22 protein-coding genes and 1 pseudogene are annotated in these 21,489 nt (G+C 41.9%); 16 read left to right on the forward strand and 7 right to left on the reverse strand.

The window, feature by feature from the left end; translation table 11 throughout:
• The first annotated feature begins 1 nt into the window (after position 1).
• Positions 2–1,372, forward strand: a complete 1,371-nt coding sequence (purF, locus tag LDM98_RS09070; protein ID WP_223899118.1) for an amidophosphoribosyltransferase — start codon at positions 2–4, stop codon at positions 1,370–1,372.
• Positions 1,373–1,410: 38 nt separating this feature from the next.
• On the opposite strand, the gene hisIE is transcribed toward purF, so the two are convergent.
• A complete protein-coding gene (gene hisIE / locus LDM98_RS09075; protein WP_223899119.1) occupies positions 1,411–2,076 on the reverse strand; it encodes a bifunctional phosphoribosyl-AMP cyclohydrolase/phosphoribosyl-ATP diphosphatase HisIE in 666 nt (221 codons plus the stop codon).
• A 222-nt stretch (positions 2,077–2,298) separates the two neighbouring features.
• Between hisIE and LDM98_RS09080 the strand changes: the two genes are divergently transcribed.
• Complete coding sequence (locus tag LDM98_RS09080; protein WP_223899120.1) at positions 2,299–3,021, forward strand: 2OG-Fe(II) oxygenase; 723 nt, start codon at positions 2,299–2,301, stop codon at positions 3,019–3,021.
• A gap of 78 nt (positions 3,022–3,099) precedes the next feature.
• Here LDM98_RS09080 and LDM98_RS09085 read toward each other — a convergent pair whose 3' ends face one another.
• Together LDM98_RS09085 and LDM98_RS09090 are read right to left on the reverse strand one after the other, a co-directional pair.
• The gene (locus LDM98_RS09085; RefSeq protein WP_223899121.1) at positions 3,100–4,197 is read right to left on the reverse strand and encodes a prohibitin family protein; all 1,098 of its coding nucleotides are present in this window, start codon (positions 4,195–4,197) and stop codon (positions 3,100–3,102) included.
• A 12-nt stretch (positions 4,198–4,209) separates the two neighbouring features.
• Positions 4,210–5,130, reverse strand: coding sequence for a branched-chain amino acid transaminase (locus LDM98_RS09090; protein ID WP_223899122.1), 921 nt, complete (start codon positions 5,128–5,130; stop codon positions 4,210–4,212).
• Positions 5,131–5,402: 272 nt separating this feature from the next.
• Here LDM98_RS09090 and LDM98_RS09095 point away from each other — a divergent pair, with 272 nt between their 5' ends.
• Positions 5,403–6,251 (forward strand): hypothetical protein, encoded by an 849-nt coding sequence (locus tag LDM98_RS09095; RefSeq protein WP_223899123.1) that lies wholly within the window; start codon positions 5,403–5,405, stop codon positions 6,249–6,251.
• Here LDM98_RS09095 and LDM98_RS09100 read toward each other — a convergent pair.
• Positions 6,237–6,416 carry a hypothetical protein gene (locus LDM98_RS09100; RefSeq protein ID WP_223899124.1) on the reverse strand — a complete coding sequence of 60 codons (180 nt, stop codon included), beginning with the start codon at positions 6,414–6,416 and terminating at the stop codon, positions 6,237–6,239. The genes LDM98_RS09095 and LDM98_RS09100 overlap by 15 nt on opposite strands.
• Before the next feature lie 67 nt (positions 6,417–6,483).
• Between LDM98_RS09100 and LDM98_RS09105 the strand changes: the two genes are divergently transcribed.
• The 4 genes from LDM98_RS09105 to LDM98_RS09120 all read left to right on the forward strand — a co-directional run bounded on the left by LDM98_RS09105 (position 6,484) and on the right by LDM98_RS09120 (position 10,410).
• On the forward strand, positions 6,484–7,911 hold the full coding sequence (locus LDM98_RS09105) for an aldehyde dehydrogenase family protein (protein ID WP_223899125.1): 1,428 nt from the start codon (positions 6,484–6,486) through the stop codon (positions 7,909–7,911).
• A gap of 91 nt (positions 7,912–8,002) precedes the next feature.
• The gene (locus LDM98_RS09110; RefSeq protein ID WP_223899126.1) at positions 8,003–8,482 is read left to right on the forward strand and encodes a DUF420 domain-containing protein; all 480 of its coding nucleotides are present in this window, start codon (positions 8,003–8,005) and stop codon (positions 8,480–8,482) included.
• A 2-nt stretch (positions 8,483–8,484) separates the two neighbouring features.
• Positions 8,485–8,928 carry a DUF523 domain-containing protein gene (locus LDM98_RS09115; RefSeq protein ID WP_223899127.1) on the forward strand — a complete coding sequence of 148 codons (444 nt, stop codon included), beginning with the start codon at positions 8,485–8,487 and terminating at the stop codon, positions 8,926–8,928.
• Between the two features lie 33 nt (positions 8,929–8,961).
• Positions 8,962–10,410: a S1C family serine protease gene (locus LDM98_RS09120; RefSeq protein ID WP_223899128.1), complete on the forward strand. Its 1,449-nt coding sequence runs from the start codon at positions 8,962–8,964 to the stop codon at positions 10,408–10,410.
• On the opposite strand, the gene LDM98_RS09125 is transcribed toward LDM98_RS09120, so the two are convergent.
• A complete protein-coding gene (locus LDM98_RS09125; protein WP_223899129.1) occupies positions 10,411–10,620 on the reverse strand; it encodes a hypothetical protein in 210 nt (69 codons plus the stop codon).
• Positions 10,621–10,787: 167 nt separating this feature from the next.
• Between LDM98_RS09125 and bcp the strand changes: the two genes are divergently transcribed.
• The 5 genes and pseudogenes from bcp (at position 10,788) to LDM98_RS11790 (ending at position 14,560) form a co-directional block, all read left to right on the forward strand.
• On the forward strand, positions 10,788–11,258 hold the full coding sequence (gene bcp, locus LDM98_RS09130) for a thioredoxin-dependent thiol peroxidase (RefSeq protein ID WP_223899130.1): 471 nt from the start codon (positions 10,788–10,790) through the stop codon (positions 11,256–11,258).
• A 354-nt stretch (positions 11,259–11,612) separates the two neighbouring features.
• Positions 11,613–12,398 (forward strand): annotated as a pseudogene (gene rpsB, locus LDM98_RS09135) (30S ribosomal protein S2); the annotation flags it as partial.
• A gap of 164 nt (positions 12,399–12,562) precedes the next feature.
• Entirely contained in the window at positions 12,563–13,624 is a 1,062-nt protein-coding gene (gene tsf, locus LDM98_RS09140) for a translation elongation factor Ts (RefSeq protein WP_223899131.1), read from the forward strand.
• Positions 13,625–13,781: 157 nt separating this feature from the next.
• Positions 13,782–14,438 carry an ABC transporter ATP-binding protein gene (locus LDM98_RS09145; RefSeq protein ID WP_223899132.1) on the forward strand — a complete coding sequence of 219 codons (657 nt, stop codon included), beginning with the start codon at positions 13,782–13,784 and terminating at the stop codon, positions 14,436–14,438.
• Positions 14,435–14,560, forward strand: coding sequence for a hypothetical protein (locus LDM98_RS11790; protein ID WP_255593440.1), 126 nt, complete (start codon positions 14,435–14,437; stop codon positions 14,558–14,560). The genes LDM98_RS09145 and LDM98_RS11790 overlap by 4 nt, the downstream gene beginning before the upstream one ends.
• 15 nt (positions 14,561–14,575) lie before the next feature.
• Here the strand turns inward: LDM98_RS11790 and prfB are convergent, their stop codons facing one another.
• On the reverse strand, positions 14,576–15,670 hold the full coding sequence (prfB, locus tag LDM98_RS09150) for a peptide chain release factor 2 (RefSeq protein WP_223899133.1): 1,095 nt from the start codon (positions 15,668–15,670) through the stop codon (positions 14,576–14,578).
• A 63-nt stretch (positions 15,671–15,733) separates the two neighbouring features.
• On the opposite strand from prfB, the gene panC reads away from it, so the two are divergent.
• Positions 15,734–16,558, forward strand: coding sequence for a pantoate--beta-alanine ligase (gene panC, locus LDM98_RS09155; protein ID WP_223899348.1), 825 nt, complete (start codon positions 15,734–15,736; stop codon positions 16,556–16,558).
• On the opposite strand, the gene LDM98_RS09160 is transcribed toward panC, so the two are convergent.
• Entirely contained in the window at positions 16,555–18,513 is a 1,959-nt protein-coding gene (locus tag LDM98_RS09160; protein WP_223899134.1) for a penicillin-binding protein 2, read from the reverse strand. The genes panC and LDM98_RS09160 overlap by 4 nt on opposite strands.
• A 167-nt stretch (positions 18,514–18,680) precedes the next feature.
• Here LDM98_RS09160 and LDM98_RS09165 point away from each other — a divergent pair, with 167 nt between their 5' ends.
• The 3 genes from LDM98_RS09165 to LDM98_RS09175 are packed head-to-tail and all read left to right on the forward strand — an operon-like array spanning position 18,681 to position 21,357.
• On the forward strand, positions 18,681–19,862 hold the full coding sequence (locus LDM98_RS09165) for an FtsW/RodA/SpoVE family cell cycle protein (protein ID WP_223899135.1): 1,182 nt from the start codon (positions 18,681–18,683) through the stop codon (positions 19,860–19,862).
• Positions 19,859–20,866 (forward strand): undecaprenyldiphospho-muramoylpentapeptide beta-N-acetylglucosaminyltransferase, encoded by a 1,008-nt coding sequence (murG, locus tag LDM98_RS09170; protein ID WP_223899136.1) that lies wholly within the window; start codon positions 19,859–19,861, stop codon positions 20,864–20,866. The genes LDM98_RS09165 and murG overlap by 4 nt, the downstream gene beginning before the upstream one ends.
• A 47-nt stretch (positions 20,867–20,913) precedes the next feature.
• On the forward strand, positions 20,914–21,357 hold the full coding sequence (locus tag LDM98_RS09175; RefSeq protein WP_223899137.1) for a hypothetical protein: 444 nt from the start codon (positions 20,914–20,916) through the stop codon (positions 21,355–21,357).
• The last annotated feature ends 132 nt before the right edge of the window (positions 21,358–21,489 follow it).

Consider the following 21,489-nt stretch of genomic DNA (forward strand, 5'->3'; position numbering starts at 1 on the left):
TATGTGTGCAATAGTCGGTGTATTCGGTGCAAAAAAAGCTTCTACAGTAGCGTATTATTCGCTCTTCTCAATGCAACATCGTGGACAGGAAGCTACAGGTATTTCTGCAGCCAACGGTCAACGTATCATGTTGTATAAAAAACGCGGTATGGTATCAGATGTTTTTTCACAAGCAACACTTGATAAGTTAGATGGTGGATGTGCTGTAGGGCACAATCGTTACTCTACAGCAGGAAGTGAATCTGCCGGAGACGCACAGCCTGTATTTGCCAAGTACAAACTTGGAGAGATATCGGTCGTACACAATGGCAATCTTATCAATAAACATGAAGTAAGAAATGAACTGATAGACAGAGGTGCCATTTTTCAGACAGATATGGATACGGAAAACATTATTCACCTCATAGCAAAATCTCAAAAAGATTCTTTGGTGGATCGTATCAAGGACATGCTGACAAAGATAGAAGGGGCATACTGTTTGGCGATCCAAAGCCGCTCTAAAATGTTTGTGATCCGTGATCGTTTTGGTATTCGCCCTCTCAGTCTGGGTAAACTAAGCGACGGTGGATATATTGTCGCTTCTGAAACCTGTGCATTTGATCTGGTAGGTGCGGAGTTCATACGTGATGTAGAACCTGGAGAGATGCTTATCTTTGAAGAGGGGAAAGAACCTGTTTCGGAACAAGTCTTCGAAGCGGATTTCCACCCTTGTGCTTTTGAATATATCTACTTTGCCAGACCGGATTCTATTATCGACGGAAAAAATGTCTATGAAATGCGTTTAGAGATGGGGAAAAGACTTGCCAGAGAGGTACCTGCGGATGTGGATCTTGTACTTCCTGTACCAGATTCCGGTGTGGCTGCTGCCAAAGGTTACGCGGATGGTCTGGGTATCCCATTTGAGATGGGTATTGTACGTAATCACTATGTGGGACGTACATTTATCGAGCCGACGCAGGAGATACGTGACCTTAAGGTCAAACTGAAACTCTCTCCTGTCAAACACTTGATAGAAGGAAAAAGAGTAGCTATCATTGATGACTCATTGGTACGCGGTACGACCTCTAAACAGATCGTACGTATGCTTAAAGAAGCAGGTGCCAAAGAGGTACATATGCGTATTGCTGCGCCTGAGATCAAATATCCATGCCGTTATGGTATTGATACACCAACCAAAATGGAGTTGATCTCTACAAAGTTCACACCGGAAGAGATCGCAGAAAAAATTGACGCGGATTCACTAGGTTTCCTTTCTATTGAAGGGCTGAAAGAGTCACTTGGAACGGAAAGAAACTACTCTTTGGTGAGCTTTGACGGAAACTATTTTGCCGGCGGTAATGCAGATAGTCCAGGGTGTGCCGGAGGCTGCTAGATCTATTTTAGAAAGAGTGTAAATGAATGATTTGCACTCTACTTTTTTCGTCCCTCTTTCTCTTCTATGCCACTTAATCCAAATCGTCTTGCAAGTTCCTGTTTGACCCTGTCCGGAGAGATATCTCTATATCCCAGCCCTACGAGTGTATGATAGAGAAGGTCGGCAGATTCGTAGATGACCTGTTCATCACTCTCTTCATTGATCGCAACACATACTTCATCTGCCTCTTCACGGATCTTGGAGAGCATGAGTGCTTTATCATCTAAAAGTTTTTTCGTCCATGACTTTGCTTCCGCAGGGGCATGTTTACGTTCTAATATGGTGTGGTAGAGTGTATCGACCACACCATAGATAGCGTCCGTATCTACCTCTTGCTCCAAGACCACTTTGTCTTGCATCACAGAAGTGAAGAAACAGCTTTTACGTCCCGTATGACAGGCGACGCCGTTTTGTTTTATCTTGAGTATCACAGTATCTGCATCGCAGTCAAGAAGCACATCTTTGACCTCTTGGGTATGGTTGGAACTTTCACCTTTTTTCCATATACGTTGTTTGCTTCGGCTGAAGTAGTGGGCATATCCTGTAGAGAGTGTAAGGTTGTACGCTTCTTCATTCATGTATGCGAGCATGAGCACTTCATTGTTCTCATGATCTTGAGCGATCGCAGGGATGAGGGGGTTTTTATTCCAATCTATTTGCATAAGAGAATCTCCATCAGGAAAATATTTGTTCGTATTATAACTATAGTATACATTGGGAGAGCTTTTTTATCTGTTGGGCCAACAGACAGAGACCATCAAATTAAGAAATCTTTTAGGATAAATGTCTGATTTTTGAATTATAATGTCACGCTAGATTTGAAGGGCCAAGGAGCTTTTTATGTACCATTGTTTTAACCCATTTCACCTTACTGTGTACACACGATGATACAGATCAGTACCCATATCTATTGTGATCCTTTATTCGAGAATATAGAAATAGAAAATAGACTTTTACCCAGTCAATATAAAGCGTATCCCTATCTCATCATTAAAAACTTTTTTTCACAAGAGGCTTGTGAGGAACTGGCTTCTTTGGTACAGGAGGATGAGGAGACCAAGAGAAAAGCAAAAGTAAAAAAAGAGGTGATCACCGGTATTGTCCAAGCGGATATTGTAGAAGCGTACAGAAAGACCAATATTTATAAATTGGATCCTTTTTACCAGAAGTACTATGATGCGCAATTCAGTAAATATAAACCCATGATAGAAGCGTATTTTACTATTGCCTTGACGCTCTCAACCGATGTACAGGTACTCGAATACAAAAAAGGATTTTTCTATGTGAAGCATGCGGATGATTCCAGTGAGATCATTGATAAAGATGAACAGACCGTAGGATTTAAAGTGGTAGCACCGCAGCGAAAACTCTCAACCGTACTGTTCGCCACAAGCCACGCAAGTAAGGCGGATGAAAAGGGTCTAAGTTTTTCTGGCGGGGAATTGATGTTCAATTATCTCTATGATAAAGGCGGAGAACCTGTCAAGATCCAACCAGAGGCGGGAGACATGATCATTTTTCCAAGCAATCCCTATTTTTCGCATGAAGTATTGCCTGTTGAAGAGGGGTATAGACTGACTTTAGTGCAGTGGCATGATGCGATGTAGGATGATCGCTGTGATCTAAAATGAAGAGGGAATGAAGTAAGGGGATGTATGGCGGAAAGCTCCACCATACGTTAGAGATTATTGCTGTTGTCCCATCAGGCGTTGCTGGTCTTTACCTTTTGCATCTACCCAGATATTCGGTACAGCACCGCCAGGTGTCAGGAAGATCTGTGCATCTCTATTGACCTTCAGCGCTTCATTGAATTTACTTTGCGTTTTGATCTGCTCTAGTTGCAGAAGCTCAGCTGTCAATGAGTTGGAGATCAATTTATTGGCTTTGGCCTGCTCCTCTGCTTCAATACGTATCTTATCCGCCTCACCTTGCGCTTCGATACGGTTTCTTTCTGCTTCACCTCGCGCTACTTCTGCAGCTCTTTGTGCTTGTTGTTTTGCTTTTTCTTTCTCTTGTTCTGCAATGGTCACATCTTGTTTCGCGATCTGTACTCTTTCTATTTGATCTTTGATCTTTGGAGGAAGGTTGATCGTTCTAAGTTCAACAGAAGAGAGTATAACCGGTTTGTTTTCAAGCGAATCCACACTCTCTTTGACTTTTGTTTCAATAGCTTTTGCTATTTCATTACGCATTTCAGGAAGTTGTTCAGCAGTATAGCGTCCGACTACGTCACGTACCACTTCACGCACTTTAGAGTTGATGATCTTCTCTTCCCAGCTCGTACCCCATTTTTCAATCGTTGCCGGTGCACTTTCTGCTTTAAGTCTGTACTGTACCGCAATATCTATATTGACCGTCAGTCCCCTTTTGTCAAGTACGGTGATCGCCGGGTTTCTTTTGAGCCCTCCTTCAAGGTTTCTGTAGGCATCACCCAGCTCACCTGTTCTTACATCAGAGTATGTGATCATTCGGATACGTGTGTTGACCGGAATGATCTTTTGAAGCACAGGGATAAAAAAGTGCAGTCCTGCCTCAAGAGGTTTTTCTTCAAATTTACCCGTATTGATCTTAATACCCACTTCACCGGAGTTGATGATCGTAAATGGTTTAAGTACAAAAAGTGCAAATCCGATAGCAATGATAATGAACATCCAAGGTGCACCTTTCCCGATATTGTTGAACGGGTTATTGAAATTGCTTCCCCCGCCACGGTTATTGTCATCGTTCGTTGAGCTGTTACTCGGTCTTTTCTTTTTAAAATAGTCGTTCATATCTGCTGGCATGTTTATCCTTATTTAGTTGATATAGGTCAAATATTTAATATAGTCAGGGTTCTTACCTGCCACTACATCAAAGTAGGCTGTTTGTAATTTTTCAGTGATAGGCCCTCTTGAACCTATACCGATGATACGGGCATCTACTTCACGGATCGGTGTGACCTCTGCAGCCGTTCCTGTTAAAAATGCTTCATCCGCGATGTAGACCTCTTCACGCGTAATGCGGCGTCTTTCCACTCTGATACCCATGTCATGTGCCAAGTCTATGATCGTTTGCTGCGTAATGGACTCCAGTGAGTTGTCACTAGGAGGAGAGATAAGTACACCATCTCTTACCATGAAGAAAGCTGCACCCGATGCTTCAGCGATATACCCATGGTCATCTCTCAGCAATGCTTCATCGTATCCTGCTTCAACCGCTTCAAATTTCGCCATTTGGGAGTTAAGGTAGTTTGCTACTGCTTTGGCTTTACCCATTCCCGAGGTATTCGGTGTTCTTGTAACAGAAGTGATCTTGATACGCACACCTTTTTTGAGCCCCTCTTCTCCAAGATAGGCACCCCATTCCCATGCAGAGATAGATACATTGACAGGACAGTCCTTATGGTAAAGCCCCATGACACCATATCCAAGATAAACCAGTGGTCTGATATAGGCACCGTTAAAGAGTTCATTTTTCTGTAAAAGTTCTACTTGTGCAGCGTTGAGTTCCTCTGCTGTATATGGTACATTCATCAGTGTCATTTTTGATGAGTTAAGAAGTCTTTTGGTGTGTTCTTTGAGTTTAAAGATTGCACATCTTCCATCGACTGTTTTGTAGGCTTTAGTTCCCTCTATAGCACCATTTCCGTAATGCAGTGTATGTGTAAGTACGTGAACCTTGGCATCATCCCAAGGTACGAATTTGCCATCCATCCAGATGTATTTTGATTTGTTCATTGTTATTTGCTCCAAGAACTACTTTAGGGTAGTCAAAATTAATGAATTATTTTAACCAAATTGTTGTTAATAGTGGGTTATCTGTTCCTTAGGTATTTGCGATGGTTGTGCATCATGCATATTTAGTCTATAGAGAGGTATGATTTTTTTCTGAAGTCACAAGTCGTTATAGATAAGATTGAGCAAAAACTATACAGAAGCTCTATCTCATATGATGACTTGCATGCTATACTTGTAGCATGAATGTACACTAAACATAAAGGTAAGGATGAATGAAAGAATTTATTGAAGTATATCAAGAAAATAAGGAAGATATTGAAAAGTTTATCATGACAACGTTAAAAAACAACGGATCGATCCTAGCAGAGAAATCAAAGAATTATAAAAAGACGTTTCAAACATTTCCATCAATGGAACTACTCTATATCACGGATAAGGACTTCAATCAAACTTCTCCAAATATTTCCAGATATAAAACAGATGTATCGGAAGCGGGCAAGAACAGAGCCTATATGAGTACAAAAGTGATGCAAAGAGATGAAGAGTTTTCCATCAGTACTCCCTACATCAGTTCTGCAACGGGGCATACGTGTATTACTGTGATGAAAAAAGAAGAGGATCAGTATATTTTTATTGATTTTACACTCTCAGGACTACTTGGACGACTCGGTCTGGTAGAACTCAATCCGGCGTTCAACAGTTTTACACAGTTCTTTTATAAAGCCGTGGGTTTTTCACTCATGGCCTTTGCTTTTTTTGCCATTATGTATGCATTGATAGGCTATGCCTCAAGTATCTTTCTGGAAGGAAACTTCTCGCTTGATTCACTCTTTAAACCTATCGTTGCACTCACTTTGGGGCTTGCCATCTTTGACCTGGCCAAGACCATATTGGAAAGAGAGGTCTTTTTCAAAAATTACAGCAAAGTAGCTGAAGATGCAAATGTCCTGACAAAGTTTTCTATCGCCATCATTATTGCACTTTCCATTGAAGCATTGATGGTAGTCTTTAAGATTGCATTACACGATTATTCACAGATGGTGCATGCCCTTTATCTTATACTGGGTATTGCTCTGATCATTATATCTCTGGGGGTCTATAGTTTTTTATCCAAAAAATAAACTGGATGGTGAGAGATCTGAAACTTTAACATAGCGTTTTGTGATCCAGCCGAATTCAAAACAGGAGGAACCGTATGAAGAAAGGTCATATACGGGGCTTCCTTCATAGTATGCATCAAACGTTACTGTGATGCTTTTCTCTCCATGACACAAGATAAAATACATCAAAACTCCATTACCTTTTATCCCCAATTTGCTATAATCAAACAATTTCAGAAAGAAGGTAGATCTCATGTCTAACATAGCTCAAGCAAAAATCTTTTTTGGTTCCGCCGAAGAGAACAAAGAAGTACAACAGGAACGTAAGAGTCCTTTTGATGGTACGGTTGTCAGTGCTGCACCGGTTTGTGATGCAGAAGATACGTTTAAGGCACTTAAGATCGCCAAAGCTGCAAGTAAAGCAGCAGCAAGATCGCCATTGTCCCAGCGTATCTTATGGTTGGAGGATGTGGCTAAAAGGCTTATGGAAGAGAAAGAAGCTTTTGCTTTGATGCTGGCTAAAGAGGTAGCCAAACCCATCGCATTTTCACGTATTGAGGTAGAACGGTGTGTGGAAACGATCAAGATCACAGCCATGGAACTTGCAAATCTTTCAGGGGAAACACTGCCTACGGACATTATGCCCAGCGGCAAGAAAACATTGGCCTATTTTAAACGGGAACCTGTAGGGGTCGTTGCATGCATCACACCGTTTAATTTTCCTCTGAATCTTGTGGCACATAAGATAGCACCGGCATTGGGAGCAGGCAATGCAGTAGTATTGAAACCTACACCTGAAGCACCTATGACAGCCTATATGTTCGCAAGGCTTTTTGTCGATTCCCCCTATGCGATTCAAGATGCGCTGAGCGTGGTCTATGGTGATGCTGAGGTAGGTTCGGCACTGGTCCAAAGTGATATTCCAAGAGTGATCAGTTTTACAGGTTCAGTACCTGTAGGAAACATCATTACCAAACAGGCGGGGATTAAGAAGGTAAGCCTCGAACTGGGTGGCAATGCTGCAACCTACGTCGATAAAAGTGCTGATCTGGCGCTTGCTGCAGCACGTTGTGCGTTTGGTGCTTTTTACAACTCCGGACAAGTCTGTATTTCTCTGCAGCGTATCTATGTGAATGAAGAGGTGTATGATGCGTTTGCAGAGCTGCTCGCGAAAGAGACAAAAAAACTGAAAGTGGGCTCGCCTTACGAGGAAGATACCTTTATGGGACCACTGATAGATGATGAGTCCCGAGAGAGGGCGAAGTCATGGGTCGCATCAGCGAAAGAGGAAGGTGCAAAAGTGATTGCGGGGGGTGAAGAGATCGATGGTATCTTCCCTCCAACGGTCATGGCGGATGTCACAGATGAGATGAAGATCATCTGTGAGGAGGTTTTTGCTCCTATCGTCAGTTTGGTAGCCGTACCTGACTATGAAACAGCCGTGGAGAAAATGAATGATTCACCGTACGGCCTGCAGTTCTCTATTTTCACCAATGATCTCAAAATCACACAGCGATTTATAGAAGATGCAGAGTGCGGCGGTGTAGTGGTCAATGACATCCCAACGCTTCGTTTTGATGTACAGCCTTATGGGGGTGCTAAACTTTCGGGTGTAGGAAGAGAAGGTCCGAAGTGGGCACTTGAAGAGTTTACAGAAATCAAATCCGTTGTTATTTGTTAGGTATCACCCTATTTTTACCTGAAGAAATTTAGCTCGATTGTGATATCGTTATGTACAATTTAAAGAAGAAGAATAGTTAAAAAGGATCTCTATGGATGTTATGTTTCAACCAGGTTTTTTAGGCACGAGAGCACCACTGTTTATGGATATCGTATCCGTCATTGTGGCATTGTTGCCTTTCCTCATATATGGCGCGATCATGCTCGCAAAGAAAAAGAATTACACTGCACATGAAAAGGTACAGAAACTTCTTTTTATCGTTTCTGTACTCGTAGTAGGGTTTTTTGAGTATGGTGTCCGTATGGAGGGTGGGTATAAAAACCTGATGGAAGGCAGTTCTGTATCACATGATTATCTTCTGTATGTGCTTATTTTTCATATCATTATCTCAGTCGTAACATTGATTTTATGGATCATCACGCTCTATCGCGGAAATCGTTATAAAAAACAAGCTACACTTCCGGGACTTTACTCAAAAGCACACAAACAAGATGGACAACGGACCTTTGTAGGGATTATACTCACCATGTTGACAGGTGGATGGGTGTATGCATTGCTTTTTGTATTTTAATGATGAAAAAGGTCGCAATTTCTGCTTGTCTTTTAGGTGAAAAATGTCGATATGATGCTACGGACAATAAAGATGAAGCTCTTTTAAAAAAGCTTCAGGGCATGCAGCTTATCCCTTTTTGTCCTGAAGATGCTGCTTTTGGGACACCTCGTCCTACCATGGACCTTATCAGAACAGAAGAGGGTGACAGAGCATTCTCCAATGTAAATGGAGAGGACCTTTCTGCGCCTGTCGTTGAGTATGCTACAGCGTTTTTTGAGAGTCATCGAGATTTGGATCTCTTTATAGGGAAGGACAGAAGCCCAAGCTGTGGTGTATGTTCTGCAAGAGTGTATGATGAAGAGAAAAACTTGCTCACCGCAAAGGCATCAGGTCTTATGGCAAAAGAAGCCATCAAACGAAAGATACGCTGTATCGATGCTGAAGATTTTAGGGGATTAGTATGAGAAGAATTAAAATTCACTGCAGTGAGGCACTAAATGCCGAATCGTAGAATATTATGGATAGTACTGTTCAGTACACTTTTTTTAGCGGCAAATACACAACAGGGGAATGGCACCAAAGAAGCCATCGTTAAGATCTACACTGCGGCAAAAGTACCTAACTACCAAGAGCCATGGAGCAGTTCAATGCGCAGCAGTACAGGTTCCGGTGCCATCATAGAGGGTGGGTACATTCTGACGAATGCGCATGTCGTAGCCAACCAGGCTTTTATAGAGGTACAGCGTTACGGACAGCGAAAACGCTATATTGCCAAAGTACATGCGGTGTCCCATCAGGCTGACCTAGCACTCTTGAAAGTAGAGGAAGAAGCATTTTTTGAAGGGGTCAAACCACTGACGTTCGGTTCGCTTCCAAAAGTGGAACAGAAAATTGTTGTGTATGGATATCCTATGGGAGGAAGTACGCTTTCTGCGACGATCGGAGTGGTTTCACGGGTAGAACATCATACCTATGCGCACAGCGGGGAGTCTTTTTTAGCCGTGCAGGTCGATGCTGCCGTGAATCCCGGGAATTCCGGCGGTCCGGCACTCTCTAACAGAAAGATCGTCGGTGTCGTGATGCAAATGATCAGCAAGTCTCAGAATATCGGCTACCTGGTCCCTGTGAATATCGTGAAACACTTCATAAAAGACATGAAAGACGGAAAATATGACGGTTTTGCAGACCTGGGCTTGGGTACACAAAAACTGGAAAATCCTGCCATAAGACGCTATTATGGGCTTGATGATCATATCAGCGGCATACTGATCGCAAAAGTGGTCTATCATTCACCACTTGCGGGATTACTGAAAGAGGGTGATATCTTAACGGCAGTAGACGGGCATAATGTTGAAAATGACGGTACGGTAGAGTTCAGAAAACATGAATTTACCCACTATCAGCATTTTGTAGATGCGTATCAAATGGGTGAGAAAGTGAAATTTGATATCATCCGTGATAAGAAACATATACAGGTTGAGGCACCTTTAAAGTACGTTGCAGATGATATGTATCTTGTCAAGACGACACGTTATGATACGATGCCAAGGTATTTTGTGTACGGCGGATATGTCTTTTCTCCGTTGACCAGAAACCTCATTGTATCGACAAACCGAAACCGTTTAACACTGAGCTATTTGGCAGGGAAATGGCAGGAAGAAGATAAAAGCGAAGTGGTGGTCCTGCTGAAAGTATTGGCTTCAGATATGAGCAGGGGAGACAATGATTTTGCAATGTGGCCCATAGATAAGGTGAATGGAGAGAGCTTTAAAGACTTTAAAGAGTTTTATGAAAAGATGAAAACTGCAAAAAGTGACTATATTGTGTTGGAAGATACAGACGGGGTTAAAGTGATCATTGACCGAAAAGAAGCCCAGGTGAAACAGGATACCATACTGAATAAATATAATATAGAGTTCGACAGGTCGATAGATCTAAGAGAGTAGTTATTCATACTTTTTAAACTGCTGCAGCCACTCTTTGTCTTCTTCACTGAGTGTTCCGACTCTTTCGAGAAGTTTTTTCTTGGTAGCAATAAGATCGTCTATCTCAAGATAAGCTAAAAGGGCAGGGTTGATGGTTGTCTCTTCTCTGCCATATGCGATCAGTGTTTCGATATCTGCCAGTAATTCTTCTTTGGTGTGTTTATCTACCATAATTTCTCCTTTTGAAGAAGCAAAGCTACTTCAAAATTCCTCTCACTTTTGGCTAAAGACTTATGCAGGAAATCACTAAATGATTTCTCGTAGAAGCTTTGCCTTTGGCAAGAGTTTTTTACATTTATTTGTTATACTACCCAAAAAGAAATAATAAAGGATAGAATATGTTAGAAGTAGGAGCACAAGTACCGGATTTTTGTTTACCCAACCAGGATGAAGAAGAGATCTGTTTGAGAGACATTAAAGGAAAGTGGATCGTACTTTATTTTTATCCAAAGGACAACACACCCGGATGTACAACAGAAGCCTGTGATTTCACAGCGGCACTTCCGGATTTTACGGATTTGGATGCTATTGTTTTAGGGGTAAGTCCTGATTCTCCCAAAAAACACAGAAACTTCATAGAAAAGAAAGACTTAAAGATCACACTCTTGGCAGATGAAGAGAAAGAACTCTGTAATCTTTTTGGTGTCTGGCAGTTGAAAAAGTTCATGGGCAAAGAGTATATGGGTGTGGTACGTTCCACTTTCATAATAGACCCTGACGGAAAAGTAGCGGCAACTTGGACAAAAGTAAAAGTCAAAGAACATGTGGATGCGGTAAAGGCTAAACTCCAAGAGCTTCAAAACGTATAACACTGCTTGAACAAGGGTAGACCTTGTTCTTATCTTTCCTCTCCTTTTTAGAAAATCTTAAAGATCATTTCGGTATAATCGCGTTCCTTATTCGAGAGGATAATGGAAATACACATGTAGTTATTCCTTGCACGGTTGTGTGATTCTGAATTTAGAATTGACATTGAGGACTACAGCGGATCAAACCTAGTGATGAAGCATATGCTTTTAACTGAGCTTTTACATATAAATACGATCAGTCGTATGAGCCTACTGCTGAAGTAGTCTTAGTGACAACGTAGTTTTTCGAGCTTTGCTCAAAAAGCGTCTTATGATAAAAAAGTTCTATTATGATTATATACCAAGGAGAAACTTATGGTAACAATGAAAGACTTACTCGAATGTGGTGTACACTTCGGGCACCAAACAAGAAGATGGAATCCAAAAATGAAGAAATTCATTTTCGGTGCAAGAAAGAACATCTACATCATCGACCTTCAAAAAACACTTAGATACTTCAAATATACTTACAACATTGTAAGAGATGCAGCAGCTGAAGGACAAACAGTACTTTTCGTAGGTACTAAAAAACAAGCTAGACAAGCGATCAAAGAGCATGCTGAAAGATGTGGTATGCCTTACGTTTCAACTAGATGGTTAGGTGGAATGTTGACAAACTACCCAACAATGAAAAAATCGATCAGAAAACTTGAGATCATCGAGCAAATGGAAGAGACTGGACAGATCAATCTTTTGACTAAAAAAGAAGCATTGATGCTTAAGAGAAAAAAAGAGAAGTTAAGCTCTTACCTCGAAGGTTTCAGACACATGAAAAAACTTCCGGACATGATGTTCGTTATCGATTCTGTGAAAGAACACATTGCTGTGAAAGAAGCAAGAAGACTTGGTATGAAAGTTGTTGCACCACTTGATACGAACTGTGATCCGGATATGGTTGATTATCCAATTCCTGGAAATGATGATGCTATCCGTTCTATCAACCTTTTCTGTCAAGAGATGGCTGAAGCGATCATCGAAGGTAAAGCGGCATATGCTGAAGCGACTGGCCAAGCGGTTGAAGAAGTAGCAACAAGTGAAGAAGTAGCAGAAGTGATGGCTGAGGCAGCATCTGAGGAAGTTGAAGTATCTGAAGCAGATGATTTCACAAAACTTACAGGTATCGGTAAAGTGGGTAATGAAAAGTTGATCGAAGCAGGTATCACTACTTATGCACAAATTGCTAACCTAAGTGAAGAAGAAGCTGCTGATTTTAAAGTGAAAGCTGAAGCGATCGCTGAAGCAAAAGAATTGGCGGGAGCGTAATCATGGCAAACTTTGGACCTAAAGATATCAAAAAACTCAGAGAGATGACTGATGCAGGAATGATGGACTGTAAAAAAGCATTGACTGAAGCTGATGGAGATATGGACAAAGCAGTTGCATGGCTTAGAGATCAAGGTATGGGTGCTGCTGCTAAAAAAGCAGGTAAAGTTGCTGCTGAAGGTGCGATCGGTGTGAAAGTCGAAGGTAAAAAAGCAGTGATCGTTGAGATCAACTCTCAAACTGACTTTGTGGCACAGAATGATAAATTTAAAGCACTTATGAATACCGTTATCAATCATGCATTTGATAATAATCTTAAAGATGCAGAGGCTATCAACGCTTCTACGATCAACGGTGAACCGTTCACTGATTATCTTTCTCAGCAAATTGCTGTGATCGGTGAAAAGCTTGATGTAAGAAGAGCAGCACTTATCGAGGGAGATGAAACAACTGCGGTAAACGGTTATGTTCACTCTAACGGTCAAAACGGTGTAATCATCGAAGCAAAATGTGACTCTGCTAAGACAGCGGAAGCAATGACTCCGGTACTTAAAGAAGTAGCAATGCACGCAGCAGCAATGTCACCGAAAACACTTTCTTTTAAAGATTTCGATCCTACATTCGTAGCAGAAGAGACTCAAGGTAGAATCATTGCGATTGAAAAAGAGAATGAGGAACTTGCTAGACTTGGTAAGACATTGAAGAACATTCCTCAGTATATCTCTATGAGCCAATTGACTGATGAAGTGATGGCTGCAGCTGAAGCACTTCTCAAAGAAGAGCTTAAAGCAGAAGGTAAACCTGAAAAGATCTGGGACAGAATTCTTCCAGGTAAGATCGAAAGATTTATCTCAGACAACACAACACTTGACCAAGAACTATGTCTTCTTGATCAGAAATTTGTAATGGATGACAGCAAAACAGTGCTTGAGTATGTTCAAGACAAAGCAAAAGCAGCTGGTGGTTCTGCTGATATCGTACATTTTGTAAGACTAGAAGTGGGTGAAGGAATCGAAGTAGCAGAAGAAGATTTTGCTGCTGAAGTTGCTGCACAAATGGGATAAGGGTCTCCCCTTACCCTTTTTTCTGTTCAGGCTGATCGCTTGGACAGTATCTTATCTATTTTCCTTTTTCTCTCAATCAACCCATCACATTTTTATGTTAGAATATGCCATGAAGTGGAACGAGATCCACACGTTCAAAACAGTTTAAAGGCAGCAGATGTCCCAATTTTTATTGGAAGCAAAAAATATTTCTCACGGTTTCGATACCCTTTTATTTCACGATGTAAATTTTTCTTTAAAGCCATCACAAAGCGCGGCGATCATTGGCCGAAGCGGTTGTGGAAAGTCTACACTTCTACATATCTTCTCAACATTTATCAAACCGGATAAAGGCAGTGTAGCACTGTTAGGGAAAGATCTTTACACGCTTGATGATAAGGCGATCGAAGCATTGCGTCGCTATGATATAGGGATCATCTTTCAGTTCCATTACCTCTTTAAAGGGATGAGTGCACTGGAAAACATCGAAGTTGCCAGCATGTTAAGTGCTGAGAATATCGATGAGACCATTCTTGAAAAACTGGAGATCAAAGAATTGATGAAACAAAAGATCGGTGAACTCTCAGGAGGACAGCAGCAGCGTGTCTCTGTTGCAAGGGTATTGAGCAAAAAGCCTCGTATCATTTTTGCCGATGAACCAACAGGGAATCTGGATAAAGAGACCGCCGAACTTGTGATGGATGTATTGTTGGATTACATTAAAGAGACAGGTGCGGCGCTTTTACTGGTCACCCATGATGACAGTATGGAAGCGCGTTGTGACGTGGCGTATAAGATCGAAGACAAAATACTCAAGGAGAAGGAGAAAGTATGAAAATAGATTTAATGCATGTCCTCTATAGCACCTCTATGGTGCTTTTGGCTTTTGTTGCAGCCTTGGTGATCACCAAGACGATCTCTAAATATACGCAAAAAAAGGATAGGGAGAAAAAATAGCAAGAAGTTGTCTATCTATCTTGCCTGTGTGATAAGTACACCTTCCAACATTTTGTCTATATCTCCATCAAGTATGGCATCTACATTGGTAAAGGCCTGATTGGACCTGGTGTCTTTGACCTGCTGATAGGGTTGCATCACATAAGAGCGTATCTGATGTCCCCACCCTATATCTGATTTTTCCACACCGTCCAGAGCCGCCTGTTTTTTAGCCATCTCATACTCATAAAGACGGGATTTGAGCATTTTCATGGCTGCCGCTTTGTTCTTATGCTGGCTTCTGTCATTTTGACACTGGACAATGATATTTGTCGGTATATGTGTAAGACGGATGGCTGATTCTGTTTTGTTGACATGTTGTCCACCTGCCCCTGAGGCACGATAGGTGTCTACACGCAAGTCTTTGTCTTCAATGGTAATGTCTATATCATCATCTATTTCGGGGGAAACCATCACAGAAGAGAATGAGGTGTGGCGTTTGGCATTGGAATCAAACGGAGAGATACGTACAAGCCTGTGGATTCCGTTCTCTACTTTGAGGTAACCATAGGCATTTTCACCCTTGATGATAAAAGAGACATCTTTGATACCTGCTTCTTCTCCAGCCTGATAGTCAAGGACCTCTATTTTGAAATCATGTCTCTCTGCCCAACGCAGATACATACGGTAGAGTATACTTGCCCAGTCCTGTGATTCTGTTCCACCGGCACCAGGATGTATGGAGATGATGGCATTGGCACCGTCATGTTCACCACTCAGCATCATCTGCACTTCCAGTGCATTGGTACTCTCCTGTAAACTTTCCGCATCTTCATAGAGCATCTCCAGGGTCTCTTCATCATTCTCTGCTTTAGAAAGTTCAAAATATTCACTGGCATCATGGACTGCATCATAGGCATTGTTGTAGGTAGCCAATATACGCTCAGTTTTGGTTTTTTCCTGGGAGATCTTTCCTGCATTGGCCGCATCGTTCCAAAAATTTGGATCTTGCTGCATCTCTTCTATCTCTTTAAGTCTCTCTTTCAAGAGATCGGGTTTGACAATATTTTTAATGTTGTCCATTTTAATGGTAAGTGATTTGAGTAATTCGCTGTATTCGTATGCATCCATAGTAAAAACCTAGTGTAATTTTGATATGATTTTATCAAAATATAGTGAAATATGAGGTTAGAAATGGTTATCGTTCAAACAATAGAGGCTTTGCAGGAAGCAAAAAAGACATTAGCGGGTTCTATAGGTTTTGTTCCTACCATGGGAGCACTGCACAAAGGACATCTTTCCCTCATACAGCAGGCAAAACAGGAGAATGATCATCTCATCGTTTCTATTTTTGTCAATCCGACACAGTTTTTGGAAGGGGAAGACCTGGATGCGTATCCCCGTAAAGAGGAAGCGGACATAAAGATATGCAAACTCGCAGGTGTAGATATATTGTTTATGCCAACGATCGATGCGATGTATGAAAAGGATGAACTGAGTATCGGTGCACCCGCGATCCGTGGATACATTTTGGAAGGAGAAAAGCGTCCGGGTCATTTTGACGGTATGCTTCAAGTGGTCATGAAGCTGCTTAATCTCAGCGGTGCAACGAATGCCTACTTTGGGAAAAAAGATGCACAGCAGTTAGCCCTTATTATGCAGATGGTCAAAAATTATTTTATGGACGTCAACATCATTCCTTGCAATATCGTACGAGATGAGAACGGATTGGCTTTAAGCAGTCGTAATGTCTACCTGCAGGGGGAAGAAAGAACACGTGCACTGTCGCTTGCCCGTTCACTCAAACGTGCAACAAAGATGATCATGGCAGGCGAACTCAATGCTGAAGTGATCAAAAAAGAGATGTTGATCGTACTCGAAGAGACGGACAAGGTGGAATATGTTGCGATCGTCGACAGAGCATTTAATGCACTTGACACCATAGAGATAGGGAATACGATCATTCTCGTTGCTGCATGGGTGGGCAAACCCAGACTGATCGATAATATGTGGATCTAAAACAGATCTTCAAAAAGTTCTTTGGTCGATTTCTCTTTTGCTGGCTTTATGCTGACCGGTTTAGGTTCAGGCTTTGGTTCAAGTTTAAAAAGTGCTTTGACGGATGGTTTGGGTTTGACCTCCGGCTCTGCAGTCACTTTTTTCTTTTTTTCTTTTTGCGGTACTGAAGGTTCCTGTATGACTTCAGGCGGTGTTTTTGGTTCTACTTTGATCTCCGGACTGGTCACTTCCAACCCGCCTTCAGGTTTCAGATAATCCAGCTCTACAAGTATGTCCAAGGTTCTTCTAAAGGCAGGTACCGCAGATTGTGATGCAAAATATTTATAGGGTTTTTTGGCACGTATCACCAATGCGCCGATCGTATATTTATGTCCCTCTTTGTCGTTGGCAAAACCATAAAAGCTGCTGTGGTACTCTCTCACATAGCGACCATGTTTAGCGATATGCGCTGTGCCTGTTTTCCCTCCCACTTCCAGGCCTGGGTACTGTGCTTTGACACCGGTACCGCGTTTGACCACTTCTATAAGGATATCATGGATCTGGTTGGCAGCTTTTTTACTGACGGCTTGCATATTGCCCACTTCAGGAGGAAGGGTATAGTGCTGGCCTTTTGCATCCTGTAGATAATCGACTAAACGGGGAGTAACGGCTAACCCATCATTGTTAAAAGCAGAGTAGGCTTTGAGCAACTGGGTGAACGTCACCATCATACCATAGCCAAATGAAGAGTTCGCCCTGTGCATTTTATGGTCGAGTAATCTAAGCGATTTGAGTGAACCCGGCAGATCACGTGAGAGGTCTATCCCTGTTTTTTGGGCGAGACCAAACTTGAGCAGACCTTCTCTGAACTCTTTACCCGTCAGGAGCCAAGAGATTTGAGAAGTACCGATGTTGGAAGAGTGTACCACGATATCTGTTACAGGGAGAGACTCAAAATAATCATCATCACTCACATGCTGTCCCCCGGTAATGTCAAATCTTTTATAGCCTGTTTTGAACCATGTGTCAGGGGTGATCCTCTTTGTATCAAGTGCCATTGCGATCGTGATCGGTTTCAGTACTGAACCTGCTTCATAAGGGTACTCTGTAAATTTCGGCACCAATGCAGGGATGTCTTTCTGCGTGATATGTGCCGGATCGTAGCGTTCAGAACTTGCCATGCTCAGTATTTTACCTGTCTCACTCTCCATCACACCGACCAGGATCTCATCGGCATCGATGCTGAGTTTCATTTGGTCTATCATCAGTTCGACACGTCTTTGCAGTGCAAGAGGAATGTTGAGATGCAGATCCAGCCCGTCCACACGCTGCATCTTAATGCTGTTCTTGTCATGGATGGCAGCACCGACCACATCACGTTTACCCTGGAAATACCCATTTTTCTTGGAGGTGATGTGTTTTTCATAGGCACGTTCAAGACCTTTTCTCCCTGAAGGACGTGTGTAACGTCCATCACTTTCATCGCCTACATAGCCTAATATCGGGCTTAAAACATCACCAAGAGGGAAACGTCTGCTCTCACCGTTTTCTATGATATCCAGACCATAGAGCACTTCTATGCCATTGTGGATCTTGATAGACTGAAAGACATCCAGTTTTCGTAATTTGTATGCAAGGGATTTAAGCTGCATCGCTGAACGTGCATTAATGGTTTTAGAGAGGATGATATTGCCTTTGATCTCTTTACCTTTACGATTTTTAAACCTTTTAAGGATCTCTTTTTCAGGGATACCGCTATAGATACTGAAAAGTTTGACAAACAATGCTTTTTTGTCAGGATCTATACTGGCGCCTCGTACCACTGCCTGATAGGTTTTTTCTGAACTGCTAAGCGTATAACCATCTTCAGAGATGATGGATCCGCGAAATGCACGGTCATAGATCGTAGTAGTATTGCTGGGAATACGTCTGTCTGAAGAGATGGTTTTCAGCACAGAAAATAAGAACATCCCCATTGCAAACAATAAGAGTAAAAAAAGGAAAGAAATTTTGGTTTTTCTTTGATGTATTGCTTTGTTTTGTATGTCTTTATTCATATTTCCCTCTTATAGAGTGTCATTTTATCAAAGTTATCTGTTAAATCTGATAAAATACTAATTAATATAATAAAAGAGAATACGCTATGATAGATAAACCCCTTCTTGCAGCAGTTATGACACTTTTGACACTTTCATTGGTGATGAGCTATTCTCTTTCTACCTATACCGTACTGCATTTTAATTATGCAGATCTCCATTTTTTTATACGGCAAAGCATGGCTGTTTTCATAGGGTTCGGAACGATGGTGCTTCTAAGCAGAATGGACCCGGACAAATGGTTCTCGCGCATAGGGTTGTCACTTTTTATCCTCTTTTTTATTTTGATGATAGCCATGCAGTTTTTGCCTTCTTCACTTGTCACGGCGGTAGGAGGGGCCAAACGATGGATACATGTAGGTCCCATGTCCATTGCGCCTGTTGAATTCTTTAAAGTAGGATTCGTTTTCTTTTTGGCATGGAGTTTTTCCCGTAAACTTCTGAACAAAACAAAAATGCAGTTTTGGGAAGAGGTACGTACGTTTACACCGTATCTTTTTGTGTTCATGGTAGCAGTTGTGATCATCGCTGTATTTCAGAAAGATCTTGGTCAAGTGGTAGTATTGGGAGGGACACTGATGGTCTTGTTTTTGTTCATCGGGAGCTCCTGGAAGTTCTTTCTAAGTCTGCTTTCTGTTGGTTTGTTGGCCTTTGTAGGACTCATTTTCCTTGCACCTCACCGTATGGCACGGATCAAAAGCTGGTGGGGAACGGTACAAGACAGCATACTCTCTCTTTTTCCTTTTGAATCGGTGCAAAACCTTCGTATTGAAGCAGGAAAAGAACCTTATCAGATATCGAATTCTCTTAATGCCATATATAATGGCGGCTTTGGGGGGCAAGGCCTGGGTAATGGTCAGTTTAAACTGGGGTATCTAAGTGAAGTGCATACAGACTTTATTTTGGCAGGTATCACGGAAGAATTAGGATTTTTAGGACTTTTTTTGGTGACAGTAACCATCTTGTTCATTGTATTCCGTATTTTCAAGATCGCTTCAAAAGTGAAAAATCCTATGTATTATCTTTTTTCCATAGGGGTAGGTTTGCTGATCGCATTGGCATTTATCCTTAACTCTTATGGTATCTCCGGGATCACACCTATCAAAGGGATCGCCGTACCGTTCTTAAGTTATGGCGGGTCGCATATATGGGCTTCGTGTATAGCCATAGGTATGGTTTTGATGGTTTCTAAAAAAGTACCAAGAGACGCTCAAGGAAAAATGCGATGAGTATTGTGATGACAGGCGGTGGCACAGGCGGACATTTGGCCATCATTAAGGCGGTTAAAGAGTATCTTAAAGAGGAAGAACTGATCTATATCGGTTCAACCAAAGGACAAGACAGGCAGTGGTTCGAAGAGGATGACGACTTTGCATACAAATACTTTTTTGAAACACGCGGAGTGGTGAACCAGGGTGCTTTAGGCAAGGTCAAATCCCTCTTTATGATGTTCAAAGCAACGATGCAAGCCATCAGACTTTTAAGAGAGCACAAGGCCAAAGTGGTCTTTTCAGTAGGTGGTTTCTCAGCAGCGGCCACGGCATTTGCAGCCAGGATCCTGCGTATACCACTGGTCATCCATGAACAGAATGCTGCCCTGGGTTCGCTCAACAAACTGCTCAAATCCCATGCCGAAGCATTCATCTCTTCGTATCTCGAAGAGAGTCCCATCAAAGCATACCCGATCAAACAGATTTTTTTTGAGAATGCCCGCATACGGGACAAAGTCGGGACGATCATCTTTCTCGGCGGGTCCCAAGGGGCAAAGGCGATCAACAGACTGGCTTTAGGGATAGCACCGGAGCTGAAAGCAAGAGGGATCAGGATCATCCATCAGGCCGGCCAGAATAATATCGATGAGGTACAAAAAGCCTATGATGAGCTGGGGATCGAGGCTGAAGTGTTCGGTTTTACGACCAAACTGGCAGAGTATATGAAGGAGGCGGATCTTGCCATAGCACGCTCGGGTGCTTCCACACTCTGGGAGCTCTCTGCCACGGCTCTTCCTACACTCTACATTCCCTACCCGCATGCTGCGAGTGACCACCAGTTTCATAATGCACAGTTCCTGGTCGAAAAAGATCTTGCATGGATCATGAGAGAAGATGAGATCGATACGGATAAGGTCCTGGCACTGCTGGATGAAAACCTGGCTGAAAAAAGCAGGGGGCTTATGGAGATCGTTGAAAAAAACGGCAGTGAGAAGATCGCTGCATTATTGACACAAATTTAACACGATTATAAGGTATGATGGGTTACATTAAAAGAAAAGGACCCATGATGAAAAAGTTTATGGTGTTGATACTCTCTGCAGTGTCCGTTATGGCATTGAGTGGCTGTGGCGGTGGTGGAGGTGATGATGGACCGGTACCCGAAACATATTTTATTACAGATGGTTTTGGTAATGGTGTAAGTGATATCATTTATCATTGTGACAGTGGTTTCAGTGGTGTCACTAATTTTGAAGGTGCATTTACCTTTGACATTGTTGGAGATAATTGTAATTTTGATTTAGTCACCAACGGTATTGTAGATGATCTGTTTATTGAATATGATAATGACCCATTTACGGATGCAGGTATAAATGGTATTTATTATGAATGCGTTGAAAATGGTATCCTTACTGAATCAGGTACTACAAGTTATGATCCGCTATTGGATTTTAATGGTTTCATTACAGATGGAAGCCAACATGATGGTTGTACACTGTTTGATATCTATTAAGATGATAACTACCGATAGATAGTATTATTCTTCCACGTCTATAAACGTAGAAGAATAATAAAATAAAACAAAATATCCTCTTTACCTACCAATAACCACATTTTAGATAAAATACCCTCAATTTACACAACA

It is taken from the genome of Sulfurovum sp. TSL1, from assembly GCF_019972135.1.
Lineage (GTDB): Bacteria > Campylobacterota > Campylobacteria > Campylobacterales > Sulfurovaceae > Sulfurovum.